Raw genomic sequence first — 18208 nt, 5'->3', positions numbered from 1 at the left:
GTTTCGCGCGGATGTTGGCTCAGCCGCGTGCGCCCTGTCAATCCACCGGACGAAAGGGCATGAGATCTACGGCCGGATGCGAGACGGCCATCGCCTTGAACAGTTCTCCCATCCGGCCTTCACCGGCGCCGGCAAGCCTGTCGACGGCCGTCTGGATGACCTGCTGGGTCTGCGGTTCGCGATCGCGGCCGAGTGCGGCGGCGCGCTCGAGGATGCCGAGGCCGGTCAGAAAGTCGCCCTGATGCAGGGCGCCGTTCAGATGCAGGCCGGCTGCCAGCGCCGTTTCGGCAAGCTGCTGGAAATCGACGTGGCTCGTCAGATCGGCTTCGCCGGGATGGGCAAGCGGCGGGTCGAATTCATGCATGCGCACTGCCTGCAGCGTATCGCCGAACCCGGTGACGAGATGGCCGTAGTCGATGACCAGCGCCGTGCCGCCGAAGGCGCGCAGCCGCTCGCAGATCGCCATCATCACGGCCTGCCGGGCGGGCGAGATCTCGAAAAGCGTGCCGAGCGGCAGGTTCTGCACCGGTTCGGGCAGCAGAGCCGGATCGAGGCCGGCGACGCCGGCGGCGAAGGTCAACTCACCGTCGGCGTCGAGCCCGACCATGCGCTCGCGAAAACCTGTCTGCGTGCGGATGAACTGGCGGATCGGGATCGCGTCGAACAATTCATTGGCGGCGATCAGGGTGAAGCCGGCCGGGACTTCGTCGAAGCCGTCGTGCCAGGCGATTTTTTCGCCGTAGTCTTCGAGCGTCTGCTTCTGGACGTCGCGCAGGCGCTCGCTGGTTTCGACAAGATGCACGGTCATGGTGTCGAAAAGCGGTGGGGCGATGCGCGAGATGACGCGCAGCATGTCTGATATCATCGTGCCGCGGCCAGGCCCGATCTCGACGAGGCGCACATCCGCCGGCGTGCCGTGGCGCTGCCAGGCATGGACGATGAAGACGCCGATCATTTCGCCGAAGATCTGGCTGATCTCCGGAGCGGTGACGAAGTCGCCGGAGCGGCCGAAGGGCTCGCGGGTGCGGTAATAGCCATGTTCGGGATCGGCCAGGCAGAGCGAGAAATAATCGGTGACGCTGATCGGACCGTTGGCCTGGATGATCGCCTTGATTTTTTCGCCGAGGGCGGTGCTCATCTCGTTTATCCGCCGTGTCAGAGCTGCAGCGCAGCCTGGCGGCGGGCGCGCAGCATCGCCCAGAGGCCGAGCAGAATCATCGGCGAGGAGAGAACCATGCCCATGGTCAGCCAGTTGGTGCCGAGGAGGTAACCGAGCTGGGAGTCGGGCTCGCGGAAGAATTCAACGAAGATGCGTGAAAGCGCATAGCCGCAGACGAAGACGCCGGAGATGAAGCCCGGGCTTTTCAGTACGCGCATGCCGTAGACGAGGGCGGCGAGCACCAGAAGCAGGACGATACCTTCGAGGCCGGCCTCGTAGAGCTGGCTCGGGTGGCGGGCGAAAGGACCGCCGGTCGGGAAAACCACGGCCCAAGGCACGTCGGTCAAGCGGCCCCAGAGCTCGCCATTGATGAAATTGGCGATGCGGCCGAAGAACAGGCCGAAGGGAACGACCGTGGCGACGATGTCGAACAGGCTCCAGACCGGAATTGCGTGGCGGCGGGCAAAGAGGATCATGGCAACCGTCGTGCCGGCCAGGCCGCCATGGAACGACATGCCGCCGTTCCAGATCTGAACCGCACGAACGGGATCATGCAGGACGGCTGTGAGATCATAGAAGAAGATATAGCCGAGGCGACCGCCGAGGACGACGCCGAGGGCTGCCCAGACGATGAAATCGTCGAGCTGCACTCTCGATATCGGCGACGCGTTGCCGGGCCAGAGACTGTCATTGGCGGCGATCCGGCGCGCATAGGCCCAGCCGAGCAGAATGCCGGCGACATAGGCGAGACCGTACCAGTGAATCGCCAGCGGACCGATCGAAAAGGCGATCGGATCGATGTCCGGGAAAGGCATGATGGCAAGGAGATCGGCGGCTATCGGCAAGGTTTTCCCATCCGTTGAAGTCGGCGGAACATGCCGCTGCGATCCCGGACGGTCAAGTCCATTGTTCGTGATCTCGCTTCCGCAACCCGGCCCGGCGACGACTATGCCGTGCAAAGCGCTTGCATCCCTGGTGGCGAAGCACTACCTCAATCTTCGAGGCCCTGAAGGGCCGAATTCACCGCATCCGAAGGGAGAAAAACGCCATGACGACCGGAACGAACCGCATCATGGATGAGTTCGCCAAGCTGATGACCGACGCGGCAGGTGCTGCCCAGGGAGTCCGCAAGGAGATCGAGACGGCTTTCAACGCCCAGGCCGAGCGTTGGCTGAACAGCATGGACGTCGTCAAGCGCGAGGAATTCGAGGCCGTGCGCGAGATGGCGATCAAGGCACGCGACGAAAACGAGGCGCTTGCCGCCCGCATCGCGGCTTTGGAAGCGAAGCTTGCCGGCGAGGGTCACTGATATCCCGGTACGGTGCAGACGCGGCGTTGCCTTCATGTCACACGTCGCGTCTGTCACAAAAAATTCCAGGTGAGTTTTCCACCTGTGGACACTGCCAAAAAAGCCAATTCGCAGAGTCGCTTATTCTCCCTTCTGAATTGAGTTTCGAAGAGCTTTCCACAACGGCCCGTCCGTATTTTCCTCTGAGGGGGCTGGCAGGTGGCAAGGGTCATTATAGACTGATTTTAAATGATGATTCGAAGCGACTTGGTAAGCTCCGGGCAGGTTATCTGCGTTAAGTCTGGCAGCGGTTCAACGATCATCCAGTGGTAGTTTCCGGTATTTGCGTGTGTCTTTCTTGTGTTCGTACACGAAGTTAGGTCGCATTCATTCCGGTCAAGAAGGTGCTGCATGAACCTGATGGAATTGGAAGGCGAGCGTCAGTCGAACCCGGTCGATATGATCGAGTACGTGGCCTCCAACAATGACTGGTCGTTCGAACGGTCCGGCGAGGACGAGATCGCGATGACGGTCGAGGGGCGCTGGGCGGACTATCATGTCTCCTTCTCCTGGATGGAGGAATTCGAGGCGCTGCATCTTGGCTGCGCATTCGATATCAAAGTCCCCGACATCAGGGTCAACGAGGTGGTCAAGCTGCTCTCGGCGATCAATGGGCAGGTGCTGATGGGGCATTTCGACCTCTGGCGCCAGGAAGACGTCGTCATCTTCAGGCAGTCGCTGCTGCTTGCCGGCGGCGCCGAGCCCACCAACCGCCAAGTGGAAGTGCTGCTTTCCAGCGCGCTCGACACCTGCGAGGCCTATTTCCAGGCCTTCCAGTTCGTCGTTTGGTCCGGCATGGATGCGGCCAAGGCAATGGAAGCGGTGCTGTTCGAAACGGTCGGCGAGGCATAAGATGCCAGCCAAGGCTTTCTCCGCGAAACATCCCGTCGTTCTGATCGGGGCCGGCAACATGGGCGGAGCGATGCTCTCCGGCTGGTTGAAGAGCGGCGTTCCGGGCTCGGCCGTCATCGTCGTCGATCCCGGCCCGTCACCGGCGATGCTGGCGACGATCGGCGAGGCGGGAGCGACCCATCTCGCGGCCGTTCCGGCAGCGTTGAAGGCAGGCGTATTGTTCCTTGCGGTGAAGCCGCAAGTGATGGAGGGGGTGTTGCCGGCGGTGAAAAGCGCTGTCGGGCCGGAGACGGTCGTCGTCTCGGTCGCTGCCGGCAAGACGCTCGGTTTTCTCGAAAAGCATCTCGGGAAAGCCGCCATGGTGCGGGCCATGCCGAACACGCCGGCCATGGTTGGCCGCGGCGTCACCGGGGCCTATGCCAATTCAGCGGTCAGCGATCAGCAGCGTGAGCGCGTCCATTCCCTTCTGCGCGTCTCCGGCCCGGTCGAATGGGTGCCTGGGGAAGCCGATATCGATGCCGTGACGGCGCTTTCCGGCAGTGGGCCGGCCTATGTCTTCTATCTCGTCGAATGTATGGCGGAAGCGGGCCGGAAGCTCGGCCTGCAGGCGGACCTCGCCATGCGTCTTGCGCGGGAAACTGTCGCGGGGGCTGGTGAACTTTTGCACCAGTCCCCCGACGATGCCTCGCGGCTGCGGCAGAATGTGACTTCTCCCGGCGGAACGACGGCGGCAGCACTCGCGGTGCTGATGGCCGAAAACGGCATGCAGCCTTTGTTCGACGCGGCACTCGCGGCAGCGCGCAAGCGGGCCGAGGAACTGGCCGGCTGAGAGACACCCATGGCCGAAGAGATCACCTACGCCGATTTCGATCGTGTCGACATCCGTGTCGGCACGATCGTCGAGGCCAGTCCCTTTCCGGAAGCGCGCAAGCCGGCGTTCAAGCTGGCCATCGACTTCGGCCCTGACATCGGCATAAAAAAATCATCGGCGCAGATCACCGTGCATTATACGCCGGAAAGCCTGGTCGGCCGGCAGGTGCTTGGCGTTGTCAACTTCCCGCCACGCCAAATCGGGCCGTTCCGCTCGGAAGTGCTGACGCTGGGCTTCGAGGATGAGAACGGCGCGATCGTGCTCGCCGCGGTCGAACAGCCGGTGCCGAACGGCCAGAAGATGATGTGAGCCTGAGCTCACATCCTTTCATCGGGCATTTCGCTTGATTTTCCCGCATCCGAGCCGTCACGCGCTCTGATCTCCTGCAGGAACGGATTGCTGCGCCGTTCATCGCCGATGCGGCTGCCAGGGCCGTGGCCGCAGATGAAGCCGACCTCGTCGCCGAGCGGCAGGACCTTGTCGCGGATCGAATCCAACAGTTGCTGATGATTGCCGCCCGGCAGGTCGGTGCGGCCGATCGAGCCGTTGAAGAGCACGTCGCCGAGATGGGCGAAATTCTGCGCGCGGTTGAAATATATGACGTGGCCGGGCGCATGGCCGGGCGCATGATAGACCTCGAACTCGTGGGCGCCGAAGGAGACTCTGTCGCCATCCTTCAGCCAGCGGTCCGGCAAGACGTTGCGCAAACCTGAAATGCCGTAGTTGGCCGCCTGGGTTTCGATGCGCTGCAAAAGCGGCAGGTCGTCCTGGTGCGGGCCGACGATGTCGACGCCGAGGGCCTCCTTCAACTCCTTGGCGCCGCCGGCATGGTCGAGGTGGCCGTGCGTCAGCCAGATTTCCTTGATGGTCAGGCCGCTTTTCTCGATCGCCTGGAGAATGAGCGGCACGTCGCCACCCGGATCGACGACGACGCCTTCCTGGGTGTCGGGATCGAAGAAGACCGTGCAGTTCTGCTGAAAAGGTGTCACCGGAATGATGCCGGCCTGGAGCATGCCCATAAGTGCCTCGCTTGGTGTCTCGGGTGCTCAGGTATAGTTAGAAACGGTGGCGAGGACAGCCGGAATCTGCCGCTCTCACGATCTGTTTCACGGCAAAAACACCGACTGCAACACAAATTTATAGGGCTGTCCGCCAATCAGAAGCAGCGGAAGAATCAAGTTTGTTTCGGTTTTTCAAAACCTTGCGCGGAGCTCTCCGGAGCCGCCGATTTGTCGGATGCAACGCGGGGGAACATCGTGGAACGCCGCGCGTTGTCCGGCCATCGAAACCAAGGAGACGCTCACATGACCTTGAAGAGAAACATCCTACTGGCTGGAGCCGTGCTCCTGGCGACCGGCGGTCTGGCGCAGGCGGAGATGGTGGCGACCACGGTCAACGACCTCAACGTCCGCGCAGGTCCGGGTCCTCAATATCCGGCAGTCGGCCTTGCCACCCGCGGCTCGACCGCAGTGCTCGATGGCTGTATCGAAGGCAGCCGCTGGTGCCGTGTCGACGTCAACGGCATACGCGGCTGGGTCTACGCCGATTATCTGCAAATGGAGTATGGCGGCACCCAGGTGATCGTCGAGCAGCATCGCGCCGAAATCGGCGTTCCCGTCGTCACGTACGAGTCGACCGCCAGCGTCGTCCCGGCTGACCCGCAGCCGGCGCCGGGCGACGAACTGATCGGCCCGGTCGGGGCTGTCGAGACCATCACTCCGCCGGAGACGGTTCGCACTTATATCGAAACCAATCCGACTGAGACGGTGCGGCTCGGCGGCGATGTCGTCGTCGGTGCGGAGGTGCCGGCTGATGTCACCTTCCAGACCATCCCCGACTATGAATATCGCTATACCAGGATCAATGACCGTCCCGTGCTGGTCGATCCCGGCACGCGCCGGATCGTCTATGTCTATCAGTGATATGATCGATCAAAGCTGAAGCGAGGCGGCCCGCGGGCCGCCTTTCGTTTGATGGATACTTCGCGACCCCCGGCGGTTCGCTGTCTCTTATCCGGCACCTTCAGCCGAGAACCTCGGCGGGTCATGGAAAAGACGTCGATATTGGCGTCTTCCAGGCGGCGAACGCCGTTGAACCATATTTCACCATCCAGCTGGTCGACGGGAACTGAAGCCGTCTTTGAACCTCCTCCGGCACTTCAAGCGCCATGCCTGTTGATTGTTGTCCCCATTACGTTTTATCCAAAGACGCAGGGGGAAATTGCGCGGTGCGCCGGAGTGCCGATGGGCCTTGGTTTCAATGAAATGCCAAGGAAATGAAAAATCCGTGCGGGGCTCGGTTCCCGCAGAAGCTGGCAGCGACGCAAATAGTCAACAAAAATTGACCCCGCGAAGACTTCCCGCAGTGCGTGGAAGAGAAAGGAATGCCGAGTGTCACGACAGACCGGTCCGAAAGCGGGCGAGCCGGAGCCGCTGGCCACGCCGATGGAAGATACCGAGACGATCGATTTCGAGATCATCGAGCTGTTCTTCTTCGCTTATCGCGACTTCGTTTCCGATCCCGACGCCATCCTCGAAAAGAGCGGTTTCGGCCGAGCGCATCATCGTGTCGTGCATTTCGTCAACCGCAATCCCGGCATGACGGTGGCCGATCTTCTCGACACGCTGAAGATCACCAAGCAGAGTCTTGCAAGGGTGCTGAAACAGCTGATCGATTCGGGCTATATTCGCCAGGTGGCCGGACCTGAGGACCGGCGACAGCGCAAGCTTTATCCAACGAAATCGGGGCGCGAGCTGGCGCTTGCGCTTGCAGAGCCGCAATCGCGCCGCATTGAGCGGGCATTCGAAGGAGCCTCTGCGCAGGTGCGGGAGGGCGTGAAGGCCTTCCTCGGGGGCATGCGGGACAGAAAGAAGGCGGATTGAATGGCGGTCAAAACAGGTATTTCCGATGATGCGGCGCATCTGCTGGTGGTCGACGACGACTCCCGCATCCGCGCGCTGCTCAATCGTTATCTTGCGGAGAACGGTTTTCGCGTCACCGTCGCGGCCGACGGCGCCGAGGCGCAGCGCAAGCTTGCGGGTCTCGATTTCGATCTCATCATCATGGACGTGATGATGCCTGGTGAATCCGGCATCGACGTCACCCGTGGGCTTCGCGCCATCAAGAACGTGCCGATCATCATGCTGACTGCGCTGGCGGAATCGGGCAACCGCATCGAGGGCCTTGAGGCCGGCGCTGACGACTATCTCTCCAAGCCCTTCGATCCGCGCGAGCTGGTGCTGCGCATCAACAACATCCTGCGCCGCAACGCCGGGGGTGAGGGGCTGAAAATCGAACAGGTCATGTTCGGGCCCTATACTTTCTCCTTGACCCGCAAGGAGCTGAAGAAGTCCAGCGAGGTGATCCGGCTCACCGATCGCGAGCAGGAAATCATGCTGCTCTTTGCGCGGCGCGCCGGTGACACGATCCCCCGCCACGAACTGATCGGCAACGACACCGAGGTCGGCGAGCGAACGATCGACGTGCAGATCAACCGGCTCAGGCGCAAGATCGAGGAGGATCCGGCCAACCCCGTCTGGCTGCAGACCGTGCGAGGGATAGGATACAGGCTGAGCATCGACTAAAGCGTCGCGACCTTTCAGATTCGCTTGTCGCGCTTTAGATCTTTGTTTTTGCGCGTATCGCAAAACCGCTGCACAGTTTTGCGCGACATGCTTTAGTTTGAGGAAGCGGAACATGATGCCGATAATGGTATACACTTTCCGGCACCATGCTCTGAAAGACCAGGACCGACGCTGATGGCGACAATCGACAGCTTGCGGCGGGAAGACCGCGCTCCTGCTGCGGGCTGGCGCTGGATCGGCCGCTGGCTGCGGCGCCGATTGCCGACCGGACTTTACGCACGCTCGCTGCTGATCATCATCATCCCGATGGTGCTCCTGCAATCCGTCGTCGCCGCCGTGTTCATGGAGCGCCACTGGCAGATGGTGACGGAGCGGCTGTCGCTCGCCGTCACCCGCGACATCGCCGCGATCATCGAGATCGTCGAGACCTATCCGCAGAATTCGGACTATGGCGAGATTATCCGGATTGCGCGTGACCAGCTCAACCTGCAGATATCGATCGAGCCCGACGGTGACCTGCCGCCGCCGCGGAACAAGCCGTTCTTCTCGATCCTTGACGGCATCCTCAGCGACGAAATCACCGACGAGATTCGCCGGCCCTTCTGGATCGATACGGTCGGCAACTCGAATCTGGTCGAGATCCGCATCAAGCTGGAAAACAAGATCCTCAGGGTGCTGGCGAAACGCAGTCAGACCTATGCCTCGAACACCCATATCTTCATCGTCTGGATGGTCGGCACGTCGCTGGTGCTGATCGGCATCTCGATCCTGTTCCTCAGGGGACAGATACGCCCGATCCTGATGTTGGCGCGGGCGGCCGAAAGCTTCGGCAAGGGGCAGAAGCCCGATAATTTCTATCCGCGCGGCGCCGACGAGGTCCGCCGCGCCGGCCTTGCCTTCATTCTGATGCGCGAGCGCATCGAGCGGCAGATCGAGCAGCGCACGGCGATGCTCTCCGGCGTCAGCCACGATTTGCGCACCATCCTCACCCGCTTCAAACTGCAACTGGCGCTCGCCGGCGACAATCCCGATCTGCATGGTCTGAACGATGACGTCAATGATATGCAGACGATGCTGGAGGCTTATATGGCCTTCGCGCGCGGCGAGGTCGAAGAGGATGTCGGCGAACTGAAGCTCAGCGAGATCTTCGCCAAACTCGAATCCGATTTCGCCCTGCACGGCAAGACATTCGCCTATTCGATCGAAGGCGACGACGAGATATCGGTCAGGCCGAACGCCTTCATGCGCCTTGTCACCAACCTGGCCTCGAACGCGCGCCGTTATGCCAACAGGCTCGACATCGAAGCCAAACACAACGCCAAATGGCTGACTGTTATCTTCGACGATGACGGACCGGGCATTCCGGAGAAGAACCGCGAGGACGTGTTCAAACCGTTCTTCCGGCTGGATGCGGCGCGCAATCTCGATGCGTCAGGGACCGGACTCGGTCTGGCCATCGCCCGTGACATTGCCCGCAGCCACGGCGGCAACGTCACGCTCGGCGACAGCCCGCTCGGCGGCTTGAGGGCGACCATCCGCATTCCCGCTTAAACGGTGGTTGCAGTGAGCTTAACGGCGTTGCGCGCATCGAAATCGCCGAGGCGCTCGACGATCCATCGCCAGAGCGTTGCGACCTGCATGAGGAGGTCACGGCCGAGCGGCGTCAATTCGTATTCGACGCGCGGTGGTACCTCGGGATAGAGGGTACGAATGATGAGGCCGTCGCTTTCGAGGGTGCGCAGCGTCTGCGTCAGCACTTTCTGACTGATGCCCTCGACTCGCTCCAGCAGACGCGAGAAACGTAATGGCGCGCCGGCGTCGGAGAGCACGTGCAGGATGCGCAGCGGCCATTTCGCCGCCGCCCGCTCGATCAAGGCGCGTGCTCGCGCATCCTGTTCATCCGTCATGTCACTGCAGAAATCGAATGTGTCGCAAGCCACCTTTGTTACCTCGAGGTGCGTATGGATCGTGTTGGTGCCTTCTTTCGATTGGAAACGATAGAACATACATGGGCAAGGAACCAATGAAGAAGAGGTTTCCGATGTCGAAGGTTTGGTTGATTACGGGGAGTTCGCGCGGTCTCGGCCGGGCGCTGGCGGAGGCAGTCCTGGCCGCCGGCGACAATCTGGTGGCGACGGCACGCAATCCCGCCCAACTTGCCGATCTTTCCGAGCGCTATGGCGGGCAGGTGTTGACGCTGGCGCTTGACGTGACGAACGAGGCCGCAGCGGCTGCAACCGTCGAGGCAGCCGTCAAGAGGTTCGGCCGTATCGACGTGCTCGTCAACAATGCCGGCTATGGCAACGTCGGCTCGATCGAGGATACCAGCCTTGCCGATTTCCGCGCCCAGATCGAGACCAACCTGTTCGGCACGATCATCATGAGCAAGGCGGTGATCGCCTTGATGCGGGGGCAGGGGGCGGGCCATATCATTCAGTTCTCCTCCGTCGGCGGGCGTATCGGGCCTGCCGGCCGCGGCGCTTATTCAGCGGCAAAATTCGGCGTCGAGGGTTTCTCCGAAGTGCTGGCGAAGGAGGTTTCGCCATTCGGCGTCAGGGTGACGGTGGTCGAGCCCGGCGGCTTCAGGACGGATTTCGCCGGCGCTTCGACGGTGCTTGCCGAGGGTCGGGCGGAATATGCGGAAACGGTCGGCGCCACGGTGCGCTTTCAGCGCGAGTATGACGGTCGTCAGCCCGGCGATCCTGCCAAAGCGGCTGCGGTCATTATCCACATTGCCGGTCTCGAAGAGCCGCCGTTCCGGCTGTTGCTCGGCAGCGATGCGGTACGCAACGTCGAGAAGGCGGATGCCGCGCGCATCGCAGCCGACCGGGAATGGCGCGCCGTCAGCGTCTCGACCGATTTCGAGCCTGATGCCGAGGTGGGAGCGATGCCTTGGGAGAAGAAGGCCGGGTGAAGGGGGTCCAAAAGCAAAAGCGCCGCTGAGAAGCGGCGCTTTGTACCAGAGAAGTCGAGCGTTCAGCCGGCGGTGCAGAAGTGGCTGCGGCCGTCATAACCGATATAGGTGCCCGTGCGCGGATCGAACGAGCGGTAGCGATAGGAGCAGTAACGCTGCCATTGCGGCGACCAGGGCTCCACCGCCGTGCGGGCCGGCGCATAGTATCGCGGCTGCTCGACATATCGCGGCTCTTCGACATATACGCGGCGGGGGGCGCGATAGACCGGTGCCGGCTCATAATAATCCGGTTCGTAGGCCGGGTCGATATAACGGCGCTCTTCGTACACCGGGCCGTTATTGGCATTGGCGATGGCGGAACCGACGATCAGGCCGGTCGCAAGACCGACCGCACCGCCGACAAGCGCATCGTTGCCGCCGTGGCGGCGCCAATGGCGATCGCGAGCAGATGCCTCGCCGATGGCGGAGAGGGTAAGTGCGGCGGCCGTTGCCGTCAGCAGGAGAGTTTTTGCGAGCCTGTTCATCAGCAGAGTGTCCTAATCCCGGGAACCGAACCGGTTCCTTTCTCGATAATGCTAGTCCTACCGTTGGCTAGCTGAACGAAGGCTGAATGACAAAACCCGGCATTGCTGCCGGGCTTCAACTCGAAATTCGACAGCCTTGTTAAGGGTTTCAGCCCGCAATCTGCAGATTGACGGCCTTGGGGCCCTTGCCGCGGCGATCCGGCTCCGTGTCGAAGCTTACCTTCTGGTTTTCCGTCAGACCGGCCAGCCCGGAGGCCTGGACGGCAGAAATGTGAACGAAGATATCGGCGCCGCCCCGGTCCGGCTTTATGAAGCCGAAGCCTTTGTCGGTATTGAAGAATTTTACAGTGCCAGTCTCGGCCATGCGTCAGGTCCTTTTCTCTCTGCCCGCCATCCACACGGGCAGCATCATAGCATTGCCTCCTTGCGGGAGGTGTTGGCAGGCAATTCTTGAAATGTGAGAAAAAGGTCCCCTCTACCTCGGCCTGCCCCAGACAGGACTTTCGCCTGCCTTTTTGGAACCGGCTGACCGGAATATTAGCGTTTCCGGCGCGCAAATACTTAAGGACTTCCCATGCTCGCAAAATGCCCGAACGAGGCAAGAGTGCGGCGTTTCCGGGATTTTGGCAAGCAAAAGTTTTCTAACGTGTCGTTCAGGGCACACTCCCGCCAACAGCCTGTTTGCACAAAACGCAAAATTTCCTTCGCCGGAGGGGGATGATTAACGCTTTATATCGTCCGCAATATAAATTTCGAGCAGATTTTGCCAAAAATGCAACGTGAACGCGTCTTTCCGGTTAGGCGAAATTTTTTTCGGATTGCTTATGCTCCCATATTTGGACGCGTGTTCAAGCGGCCCGCAGGCTCCGGCGGGTGAAGCTCGGCACGAGTTCGACCACAAGCATAGCGATAAACATTAGCGCGCAACCTGTATAGCCGGTCGCCGACATCGACTCGCCGAGCAGCAGCGCTGCCAGCGATGCGCCGAAGAGAGCTTCGGAAGAGAGAAAGATCGCCGCCTGCGAGGGCGTCGTGTAGCGCTGGCCGATCACCTGCAGCACGAAGGCCAGGCCGGAGGAGAAGATGCCGACATAGAGGATCTGCGGGGCTGCGGCCCATATGGCGGGAAGGCTGATCGGTTCGACGGCTGCGGCAATGATGAGCGCGCAGACCGCGGTGACGGCGAATTGCGTGGCGGAAAGCGCGAGCGGCCTTGCGGTCTCGGAAACCGTCGTGCCGGCAAGAGTGATCTGGATCGACCAGAAGACGGCGCAGACGACGGTCAGCAAATCGCCTGACGTCAGCGCCGAGAGATGACCGCCGGACAGGAGATAAATGCCCGCGACAGCCATCAGGGCGCCCGGCCAGATGATCCAATGCGGGGCACGGCGCAGGAAGAGCACGGCGATCAGCGGCACGAAGACGACATAGAGACCGGTGATGAAGCTGGAATTCGTCACCGTCGTCGTCTGCAGTCCTACCTGTTGCGTGGCGGCGCCGCCGAAAAGGGCAAGGCCGGTCAGCATGTAGAGTCCCGCATGCCGCTTGCTTGTCTTCGCCTTGGCCTTGCGCGCTTCGAAAAGGACGAAAGGCAGGACGGCAAATGTGGCGACGGCAAAACGCAGGCCGATGAACCAGAAGGGTCCGATCGCCTTCATCGCCGTCGACTGCGCGACGAAGCCGCCGCCCCAGATGGCGGCTGCAAGCAATAGGAGGAGATTCGCCTGAACGCGCGTCATGTCGTCCTCGAAGGGGGAAGGGGATGTGCCCCAGCGGTTAGCAGTTGTGTTTCCGTTCGGCAAGGGTGAGGTTTTGGCGGCTGACCGATGACGATCGGTAGCGTCTTGCGCGAACTCCACTTTGCTCTGAAACTTCTACCAGTTGGTGATCCGCTCTGTTCTCCAACCGCCCCGAGATCATGTTCCTGTGGAACAAAAGATGGTTGCGATGGCAATGCCTCCTGATTGCGTAGATGGTTAGAGCATATCAAGTGAATGTAATGGAGCGCTTTTTTATGGGCGGGAAATATTTAAGCTTTATTGCGCTGTTCGGTCTTCTGGTCGTTGCTACTGAACCGGCAAATGCCCGCGATGCTGTAAAAAGTGGAACAATAGAGCGGAACGGTTCGAAATTCAGTTACCGGGTTATCGTCCTAACTTCGAAAAATCGCAGAATTGAAGTCACTCACAGCGGGAAGAAATATATAGGCCCGCTGGCTGAGATGTCGTTTCGTGACCGCCATTTGCAGGTTTTCGAGATGGTGGCCAGGCTGATCAAAACCACCTGCCAGGACGGTGTCTCCTCGCTCGGAGATATTTGAGTGAGCAAGGATCCGGAACAGGATGAGGACCCTGAGGCTAGGCACCCTCAATACTTCATCTGGGAATATCGCTGTAAATAGCCGCCTCGAGGCTGACCGGGAACTCAGTCGTTGCTCGCCTGCGCCCTGGAAACCCTGAGCAGCGCGCCGTCGTCCTCGTCCGTCACCATTAGCAACGCGCCGTCGGGCGCGACGACGACGTCGCGGATGCGGCCGTAATTACCCTCGAACAAACGCTCCTCGGCAACGAAGGCGCCGCTCTTATCCCGCTGCATGCGCGAAAGCAGCTGGAATTTCAGCGCCGCTACGAGGAAGTCGCCATCCCATTCCGGGAACATGGCGCCGCGATAGACGGCGAGCGCGCCGGGCGCAATTGACGGATCCCAGTACTGCAGCGGCTGCTCCAGCCCTTCCTTGGCGGTACCTTCGCCGATCTCGGCGCCGGAATAGTCGCGGCCGTAGGTAATAATCGGCCAACCGTAATTCTTGCCCGCTTCGGGCTGGTTGATTTCGTCGCCGCCGCGCGCGCCGTGTTCGACCGTATAGAGCTTGCCGTCCTTGGCGTCGAAGGTGATGCCCTGCGGGTTGCGATGGCCCTTCGACCAGATCTCCGGCAGCGCCTTGCCGCCGTCCTTGAACGGATTGTCGGCGGGGATGCTGCCGTCGGCATTGATATGGATGATCGCGCCGGCATTGTCCTGCCAATCCTGGGAACGGGCGCGGTCGCCGCGGTCCCCGACGCTGATGAACAGTGTGCCATCACGGGCAATCGCGATCCGCGAGCCATAGTGAATGTTGGTGGATGTGAAGCGCCGCATGCCGAACAGAGGGGTTACAGCCTCGAGCTTCTTCTCGTCAGCAGAAAGCTTCGCGCTGAAGGCTCGGGTGCCGGAGCCCTGGTCATTCGCCATGGCGGCGGTGAAATAGAGCTTTCTGCTCGTGGCAAAATCCGGGGCGAGCGCCAGATCCAGTAGCCCACCTTGGCCGCGGGCACTGACCTTGGGCACGTTAGCAATCGGATCGGACAGTTTGCCGTCGCGGATAATGCGCATGCGGCCGGGCCGCTCGGTAACGATATAGCCGCCGCCGGGCAGTGCCTCGACCGCCCAAGGATGGTCGAGACCATCGGCGAGTTTTTCGACACGAACAGCGGGACCCTGTGTATTGACGGTATCGGCCGCGTTGGCCGATATGGCGCCTGCGAACGCCAGCGCTGCAGCGAAATGGAAGGCGGATACTCTCTTCATCTTGCTCCCCGTCGTCTCTTCATGCTGAACGTGGAGCGGGCAGGGGACGGCTTCAACCTCATTCGCTTTGCAATAACGGCTTTGTGTTTGCCGGTTGAACGGAGCCGGTCGCCTCGCCGTCGACCAATTCCGCTTCGACGATGTAGCGCAGCGACCCCGGTTCGGTCGCATCGAAGGGCCAGCAGGTGGTCAGCGCCAGGCGGCGACCGTCGGAGGCGGGATCGATGCCGCTCGCATCCCATGGGGCGATGCGGCCTTCGCCGGCCTTGAAGGTCAACAGCTTGCCGTCGCGGCGGGTGATTTCGATGGTATCGCCGGGCCTTACATATTGGAGCCAGCGAAAATGCGTGTCGCGATGGGCGGCGATGACGGAGGTGCCTTGCTCGCCCGGCTGCGGCGTGTTGGCGAGCCAGGCGGGACCGAAGGCGAGGGCCTCGCCGGAGGCGCCGGAGAGCACGATGGCCTCCTTGCCGAGGCGCGGCGCGCGCACCTTGGCTTCCGTGGTAAAATCGGCCCAGGGCCAGGGCTTCATCTCTTCGCCGTGCAGTTCGGCGGCGAAAGCGCGCTTCAGCAGGACCTGCGAGAGCTCCGCCTTCGCCTTCAGCAGGACACCGTCGCCGATCAGCGCCAGGCCGTAAAGGGCAAGACCTGAAATGGCGAAGGCGATCGTCTTTTCGATCGGCGAAAGGCGCCAGAGGAAGAAACCCTTCTTCTGGCGCGCCTTCGGTCTGTCATGGGCCGTGGCCGCGGCCATGGCGAGTTCCAGATAGGTCGGAAGTGGCTCGAATTCGGCCGCTTCCTCGTTGCCGCTAGAGGCCATCGCGCTTGGCTCCGGCCTTGACGAGGCCCTTGATGCGGCGGCGCCAGATGGCGAGCCCGCTCGCCGCCGTCAGCGCCAGCAACAGCATGGTAAGCCCGCGCATGATCTGCTCGTCGGCCCGGGTCGCCGTCTGCGGCAGGTTCACGGTCGAACTCTTCTGAGCGATCAGCGTGGCGGCTTTCGCCGTCGGCACTGCGGCCATCATGTTTGCGATCTCTGGCGATGCGGCAGGCTCCTGCGTGACGGCTACGGCTTGTTCCGGTGCTGCATTTCCTGCCGGATCCGCGGCGGCCCGGCGTGTCGCGCCGTCTGTTTCGCCGAAGATCTTTCCGAAGTCCCAGCCTTCGGGCAGGTTGATTGGCAGCTTTGCCGAGCCGAGCGGCTCGTTTACCGGCCGCGACGGCGTGACGTCGACGGCGACGAGGCTGGTGACGCGGGAGACGAGATGGTGGGCAAGCGCCACCGCCTCGATATCCTTGTCGAGCCCGGCAGGATCCTGGCGTTGATAGGCGCGGGCCTCGAAATCGTCGATCTTGCGCCGCGCCCAGAGCTTGGAGATGCCGTTGCCGTCGGCGGCGTGAGCGATATCCATCTCCACGCGCCAGGGCTGGTCGCCCGTCTTGCCGACGATCTGCAGCTTGCCGGCGGGCTTGTCCTGCTGCAGCTCCGCGGTCAGCACGACGGGCTCGCCGCTATAAAGATCCGGCATCGGGTTCGGCGTGATGTCCTCGGCTTCCACGCCTTCGAAGGTGGCGGCGATATCGGTCATGGCGGGGTTCTGCAGCTTGGCGAAGAGTTCGCCCATGCGGCTTGCCACCTGATCGGCCGAGCCGATCTGGGTGAAAGTGCCGCGGCCGATCTCGGCGGCCTTGGTCATGAAATAAGTGTTCGGCGCCGAGCCGATGCCGACGGTGAAGACGCGGGCATCGCCGCGGTTTGCGGTGATTTCCTGGAAGAGTTGCTGCTCATTGCCGATCGCGCCATCCGTCAGGAACACGACCTGGCGCAGCGCGCCGCTTGCGACCGGACCCTGGTTGCGCAACGCATCTTCAAGCGCGGGCAGCATTTCCGTACCGCCGTCGGCGGTCAGGCCCCTGACATAGGCAATGGCTCTTTCACGGTTGTCTGGGGTGGCAGAGACGAGGCCCTTGAAATAATCAGTCATCGTGTCGTCGAAACGGATGACGTTGAAGCGGTCGTCCGGGTTCAGCCTCGAGATGGCAAGGGCCAGGCTCTGCCTTGCCTGCTCGATCGACGGGCCGGACATGGAGCCGGAATTGTCGATGACGAAGACCACTTCACGTTTGGCCGGCGGTGCTGCCGCGTCTAGCGCCGTCGGCGGAGTGACGAAAGCGAGCAGATAGGTCTTGCCGTCCTTGACTTCGCGAAAGAGACCGGCGCTCGGCATCTTGCCTGGAGAAGCCTTCCAGGTGAGCTCGAAATCCTTGTCCGCCGGGACGGCATCTCCCTTCAGGCTGATCGTCCTCGCTTGGTCGCCGTCCTGTCCGATATCGACCGCGTGAAAGGACGATGTGACGTCACCGAGCGGAAAACCTGCCTTGAGGTTGACGGTCAGCGAGACCGGGTTGATTTTGGCATTCTCGCGCGGATCAAGCACCGGCGCTTCGATCTTCTCACGGTTTTCCACCGGGTCGCTCGGCGTGGCAAAGCCGGCGCCATTGTTGAATTCGACCGTCTGGACGATCGGCGCCGGATTGTAGCGCGGCGCGACGACCATCGGGAAGCGCAGCGAGAACTCGCCGCCCGACTGGCGGACCGCCTGCTGATACTCGATCTGCACGACGATCTCTTCGCCGGGGCCGATATTGGCGACCTGGTTGGTGAAGATGTTCGGCCGCTGCTGTTCGAGCAATGCCGTCTTCTTGCCCTCGGCCTTGGCCTGCTCGTAGATCTCGCGGGCTTCCTGGCGCGGCTTGATCTGGCCTTCGATGAAGCGTTCGCCGATCTGCATCTTCAGCGCGTCGACGGCGGAATTGTCCGGCAGCGGGAAGACATAGGTGCCCTCGACCCAGCCCTGGCTCGGGTTCTGGAAGCGCTGTGTCACCTTTACCCTGGCGATCGGGCCGGAGACATCGATGGTGACGTCGGTCTTCAACCGCGGCGCCTCGACAAAAAAGCCCGGCTCCTTCGACGGGAAGAGCAGCGAGCCGCTATTGACGTCGTTCGGGCGGACAAGGGCCGCTAGCTGACCGGATGTCTGCTGTGCCTCGGCCCGCGCGGCGGAGGCAAGTCCCAGCATTGCTGCAAGGCAGGCGACAAAGGCGGTGGCGGCGACTAGAAATGAAATGGAAATCCGGCGCATGCGCATGCGCCCGATGGCGAACTCATCTTCCAGAAACATTGGCGTACCCTCAATAACCAATTTTGGATAGCGCAATGATGCGGCTTCGATCTCGGCGCGCTCGCGACCGAATTGCGGCGGCGTGCGGCATTTGTTGCGGCTTATTCGTGGCGAAGGACGAATCCCCAAACCCCCTGATTTCTAAGGGCTTAGGTGACAAAAAATGCGACCGTTGCGATCGCGAGTGTGCCTGATGTGATGTGGTCG

Annotated in this window: 20 protein-coding genes; 10 read left to right on the top strand and 10 right to left on the bottom strand. The window is 61.7% G+C overall.

The features are described from left to right. Positions 1-37: 37 nt before the first annotated feature. Complete coding sequence (locus C4N04_RS03990; protein WP_009997188.1) at positions 38-1138, bottom strand: class I SAM-dependent methyltransferase; 1101 nt, start codon at positions 1136-1138, stop codon at positions 38-40. Positions 1139-1155: 17 nt separating this feature from the next. Beyond that, positions 1156-2004 (bottom strand): prolipoprotein diacylglyceryl transferase, encoded by an 849-nt coding sequence (gene lgt, locus C4N04_RS03985; RefSeq protein ID WP_077991720.1) that lies wholly within the window; start codon positions 2002-2004, stop codon positions 1156-1158. Between the two features lie 203 nt (positions 2005-2207). Here lgt and C4N04_RS03980 point away from each other — a divergent pair, with 203 nt between their 5' ends. From C4N04_RS03980 to C4N04_RS03965, 4 genes are all read left to right on the top strand, one after another. Next, positions 2208-2468, top strand: a complete 261-nt coding sequence (locus tag C4N04_RS03980) for an accessory factor UbiK family protein (RefSeq protein WP_009997186.1) — start codon at positions 2208-2210, stop codon at positions 2466-2468. A gap of 390 nt (positions 2469-2858) precedes the next feature. Further along, positions 2859-3359, top strand: coding sequence for a YbjN domain-containing protein (locus C4N04_RS03975; protein ID WP_106795472.1), 501 nt, complete (start codon positions 2859-2861; stop codon positions 3357-3359). A gap of 1 nt (position 3360) precedes the next feature. Then, positions 3361-4188 (top strand): pyrroline-5-carboxylate reductase, encoded by an 828-nt coding sequence (gene proC, locus C4N04_RS03970; RefSeq protein WP_009997185.1) that lies wholly within the window; start codon positions 3361-3363, stop codon positions 4186-4188. 9 nt (positions 4189-4197) lie between these two features. Further along, positions 4198-4539 carry a tRNA-binding protein gene (locus C4N04_RS03965; RefSeq protein ID WP_009997183.1) on the top strand — a complete coding sequence of 114 codons (342 nt, stop codon included), beginning with the start codon at positions 4198-4200 and terminating at the stop codon, positions 4537-4539. 8 nt (positions 4540-4547) lie between these two features. Here C4N04_RS03965 and C4N04_RS03960 read toward each other — a convergent pair whose 3' ends face one another. Continuing rightward, positions 4548-5249, bottom strand: coding sequence for an MBL fold metallo-hydrolase (locus C4N04_RS03960; RefSeq protein WP_106795471.1), 702 nt, complete (start codon positions 5247-5249; stop codon positions 4548-4550). Between the two features lie 285 nt (positions 5250-5534). Between C4N04_RS03960 and C4N04_RS03955 the strand changes: the two genes are divergently transcribed. The 4 genes from C4N04_RS03955 to C4N04_RS03940 all read left to right on the top strand — a co-directional run bounded on the left by C4N04_RS03955 (position 5535) and on the right by C4N04_RS03940 (position 9365). Continuing rightward, entirely contained in the window at positions 5535-6152 is a 618-nt protein-coding gene (locus tag C4N04_RS03955) for a DUF1236 domain-containing protein (protein WP_096762349.1), read from the top strand. Between the two features lie 468 nt (positions 6153-6620). Further along, the gene (locus C4N04_RS03950; protein WP_106795470.1) at positions 6621-7112 is read left to right on the top strand and encodes a MarR family transcriptional regulator; all 492 of its coding nucleotides are present in this window, start codon (positions 6621-6623) and stop codon (positions 7110-7112) included. Beyond that, on the top strand, positions 7113-7814 hold the full coding sequence (locus C4N04_RS03945; protein ID WP_038690340.1) for a response regulator transcription factor: 702 nt from the start codon (positions 7113-7115) through the stop codon (positions 7812-7814). Between the two features lie 174 nt (positions 7815-7988). Further along, the gene (locus tag C4N04_RS03940; protein WP_009993233.1) at positions 7989-9365 is read left to right on the top strand and encodes an ATP-binding protein; all 1377 of its coding nucleotides are present in this window, start codon (positions 7989-7991) and stop codon (positions 9363-9365) included. Here the strand turns inward: C4N04_RS03940 and C4N04_RS03935 are convergent. After that, entirely contained in the window at positions 9362-9820 is a 459-nt protein-coding gene (locus tag C4N04_RS03935; protein ID WP_106795469.1) for a helix-turn-helix domain-containing protein, read from the bottom strand. The genes C4N04_RS03940 and C4N04_RS03935 overlap by 4 nt on opposite strands. A 35-nt stretch (positions 9821-9855) precedes the next feature. Here C4N04_RS03935 and C4N04_RS03930 point away from each other — a divergent pair, with 35 nt between their 5' ends. Beyond that, positions 9856-10728, top strand: coding sequence for an oxidoreductase (locus C4N04_RS03930; protein ID WP_106795529.1), 873 nt, complete (start codon positions 9856-9858; stop codon positions 10726-10728). 62 nt (positions 10729-10790) lie between these two features. Here the strand turns inward: C4N04_RS03930 and C4N04_RS03925 are convergent, their stop codons facing one another. The 3 genes from C4N04_RS03925 to C4N04_RS03915 form a co-directional block, all read right to left on the bottom strand. Beyond that, positions 10791-11252: a BA14K family protein gene (locus tag C4N04_RS03925; protein ID WP_009997151.1), complete on the bottom strand. Its 462-nt coding sequence runs from the start codon at positions 11250-11252 to the stop codon at positions 10791-10793. Positions 11253-11400: 148 nt separating this feature from the next. After that, positions 11401-11616 carry a cold-shock protein gene (locus C4N04_RS03920; RefSeq protein ID WP_003561293.1) on the bottom strand — a complete coding sequence of 72 codons (216 nt, stop codon included), beginning with the start codon at positions 11614-11616 and terminating at the stop codon, positions 11401-11403. A gap of 484 nt (positions 11617-12100) precedes the next feature. Beyond that, a complete protein-coding gene (locus C4N04_RS03915) occupies positions 12101-12991 on the bottom strand; it encodes a DMT family transporter (RefSeq protein ID WP_106795468.1) in 891 nt (296 codons plus the stop codon). 260 nt (positions 12992-13251) lie between these two features. Between C4N04_RS03915 and C4N04_RS03910 the strand changes: the two genes are divergently transcribed. Continuing rightward, positions 13252-13572, top strand: a complete 321-nt coding sequence (locus tag C4N04_RS03910; protein ID WP_245425530.1) for a hypothetical protein — start codon at positions 13252-13254, stop codon at positions 13570-13572. Between the two features lie 104 nt (positions 13573-13676). Here the strand turns inward: C4N04_RS03910 and C4N04_RS03905 are convergent, their stop codons facing one another. The 3 genes from C4N04_RS03905 to C4N04_RS03895 are packed head-to-tail and all read right to left on the bottom strand — an operon-like array spanning position 13677 to position 18001. After that, positions 13677-14819, bottom strand: coding sequence for a PQQ-dependent sugar dehydrogenase (locus C4N04_RS03905; protein ID WP_077991733.1), 1143 nt, complete (start codon positions 14817-14819; stop codon positions 13677-13679). Between the two features lie 58 nt (positions 14820-14877). Then, positions 14878-15639: a class GN sortase gene (locus tag C4N04_RS03900; protein ID WP_077991735.1), complete on the bottom strand. Its 762-nt coding sequence runs from the start codon at positions 15637-15639 to the stop codon at positions 14878-14880. Continuing rightward, positions 15629-18001 carry a marine proteobacterial sortase target protein gene (locus C4N04_RS03895; protein WP_077991737.1) on the bottom strand — a complete coding sequence of 791 codons (2373 nt, stop codon included), beginning with the start codon at positions 17999-18001 and terminating at the stop codon, positions 15629-15631. The genes C4N04_RS03900 and C4N04_RS03895 overlap by 11 nt, the downstream gene beginning before the upstream one ends. Between the last annotated feature and the right edge of the window lie 207 nt (positions 18002-18208).

Source organism: Rhizobium sp. H4 (assembly GCF_003013335.1).
GTDB lineage: Bacteria > Pseudomonadota > Alphaproteobacteria > Rhizobiales > Rhizobiaceae > Rhizobium > Rhizobium sophoriradicis.
The sequence above is the reverse complement of the archived record's forward strand: the minus strand, read 5'-3'. Positions and strand labels throughout refer to the sequence as shown.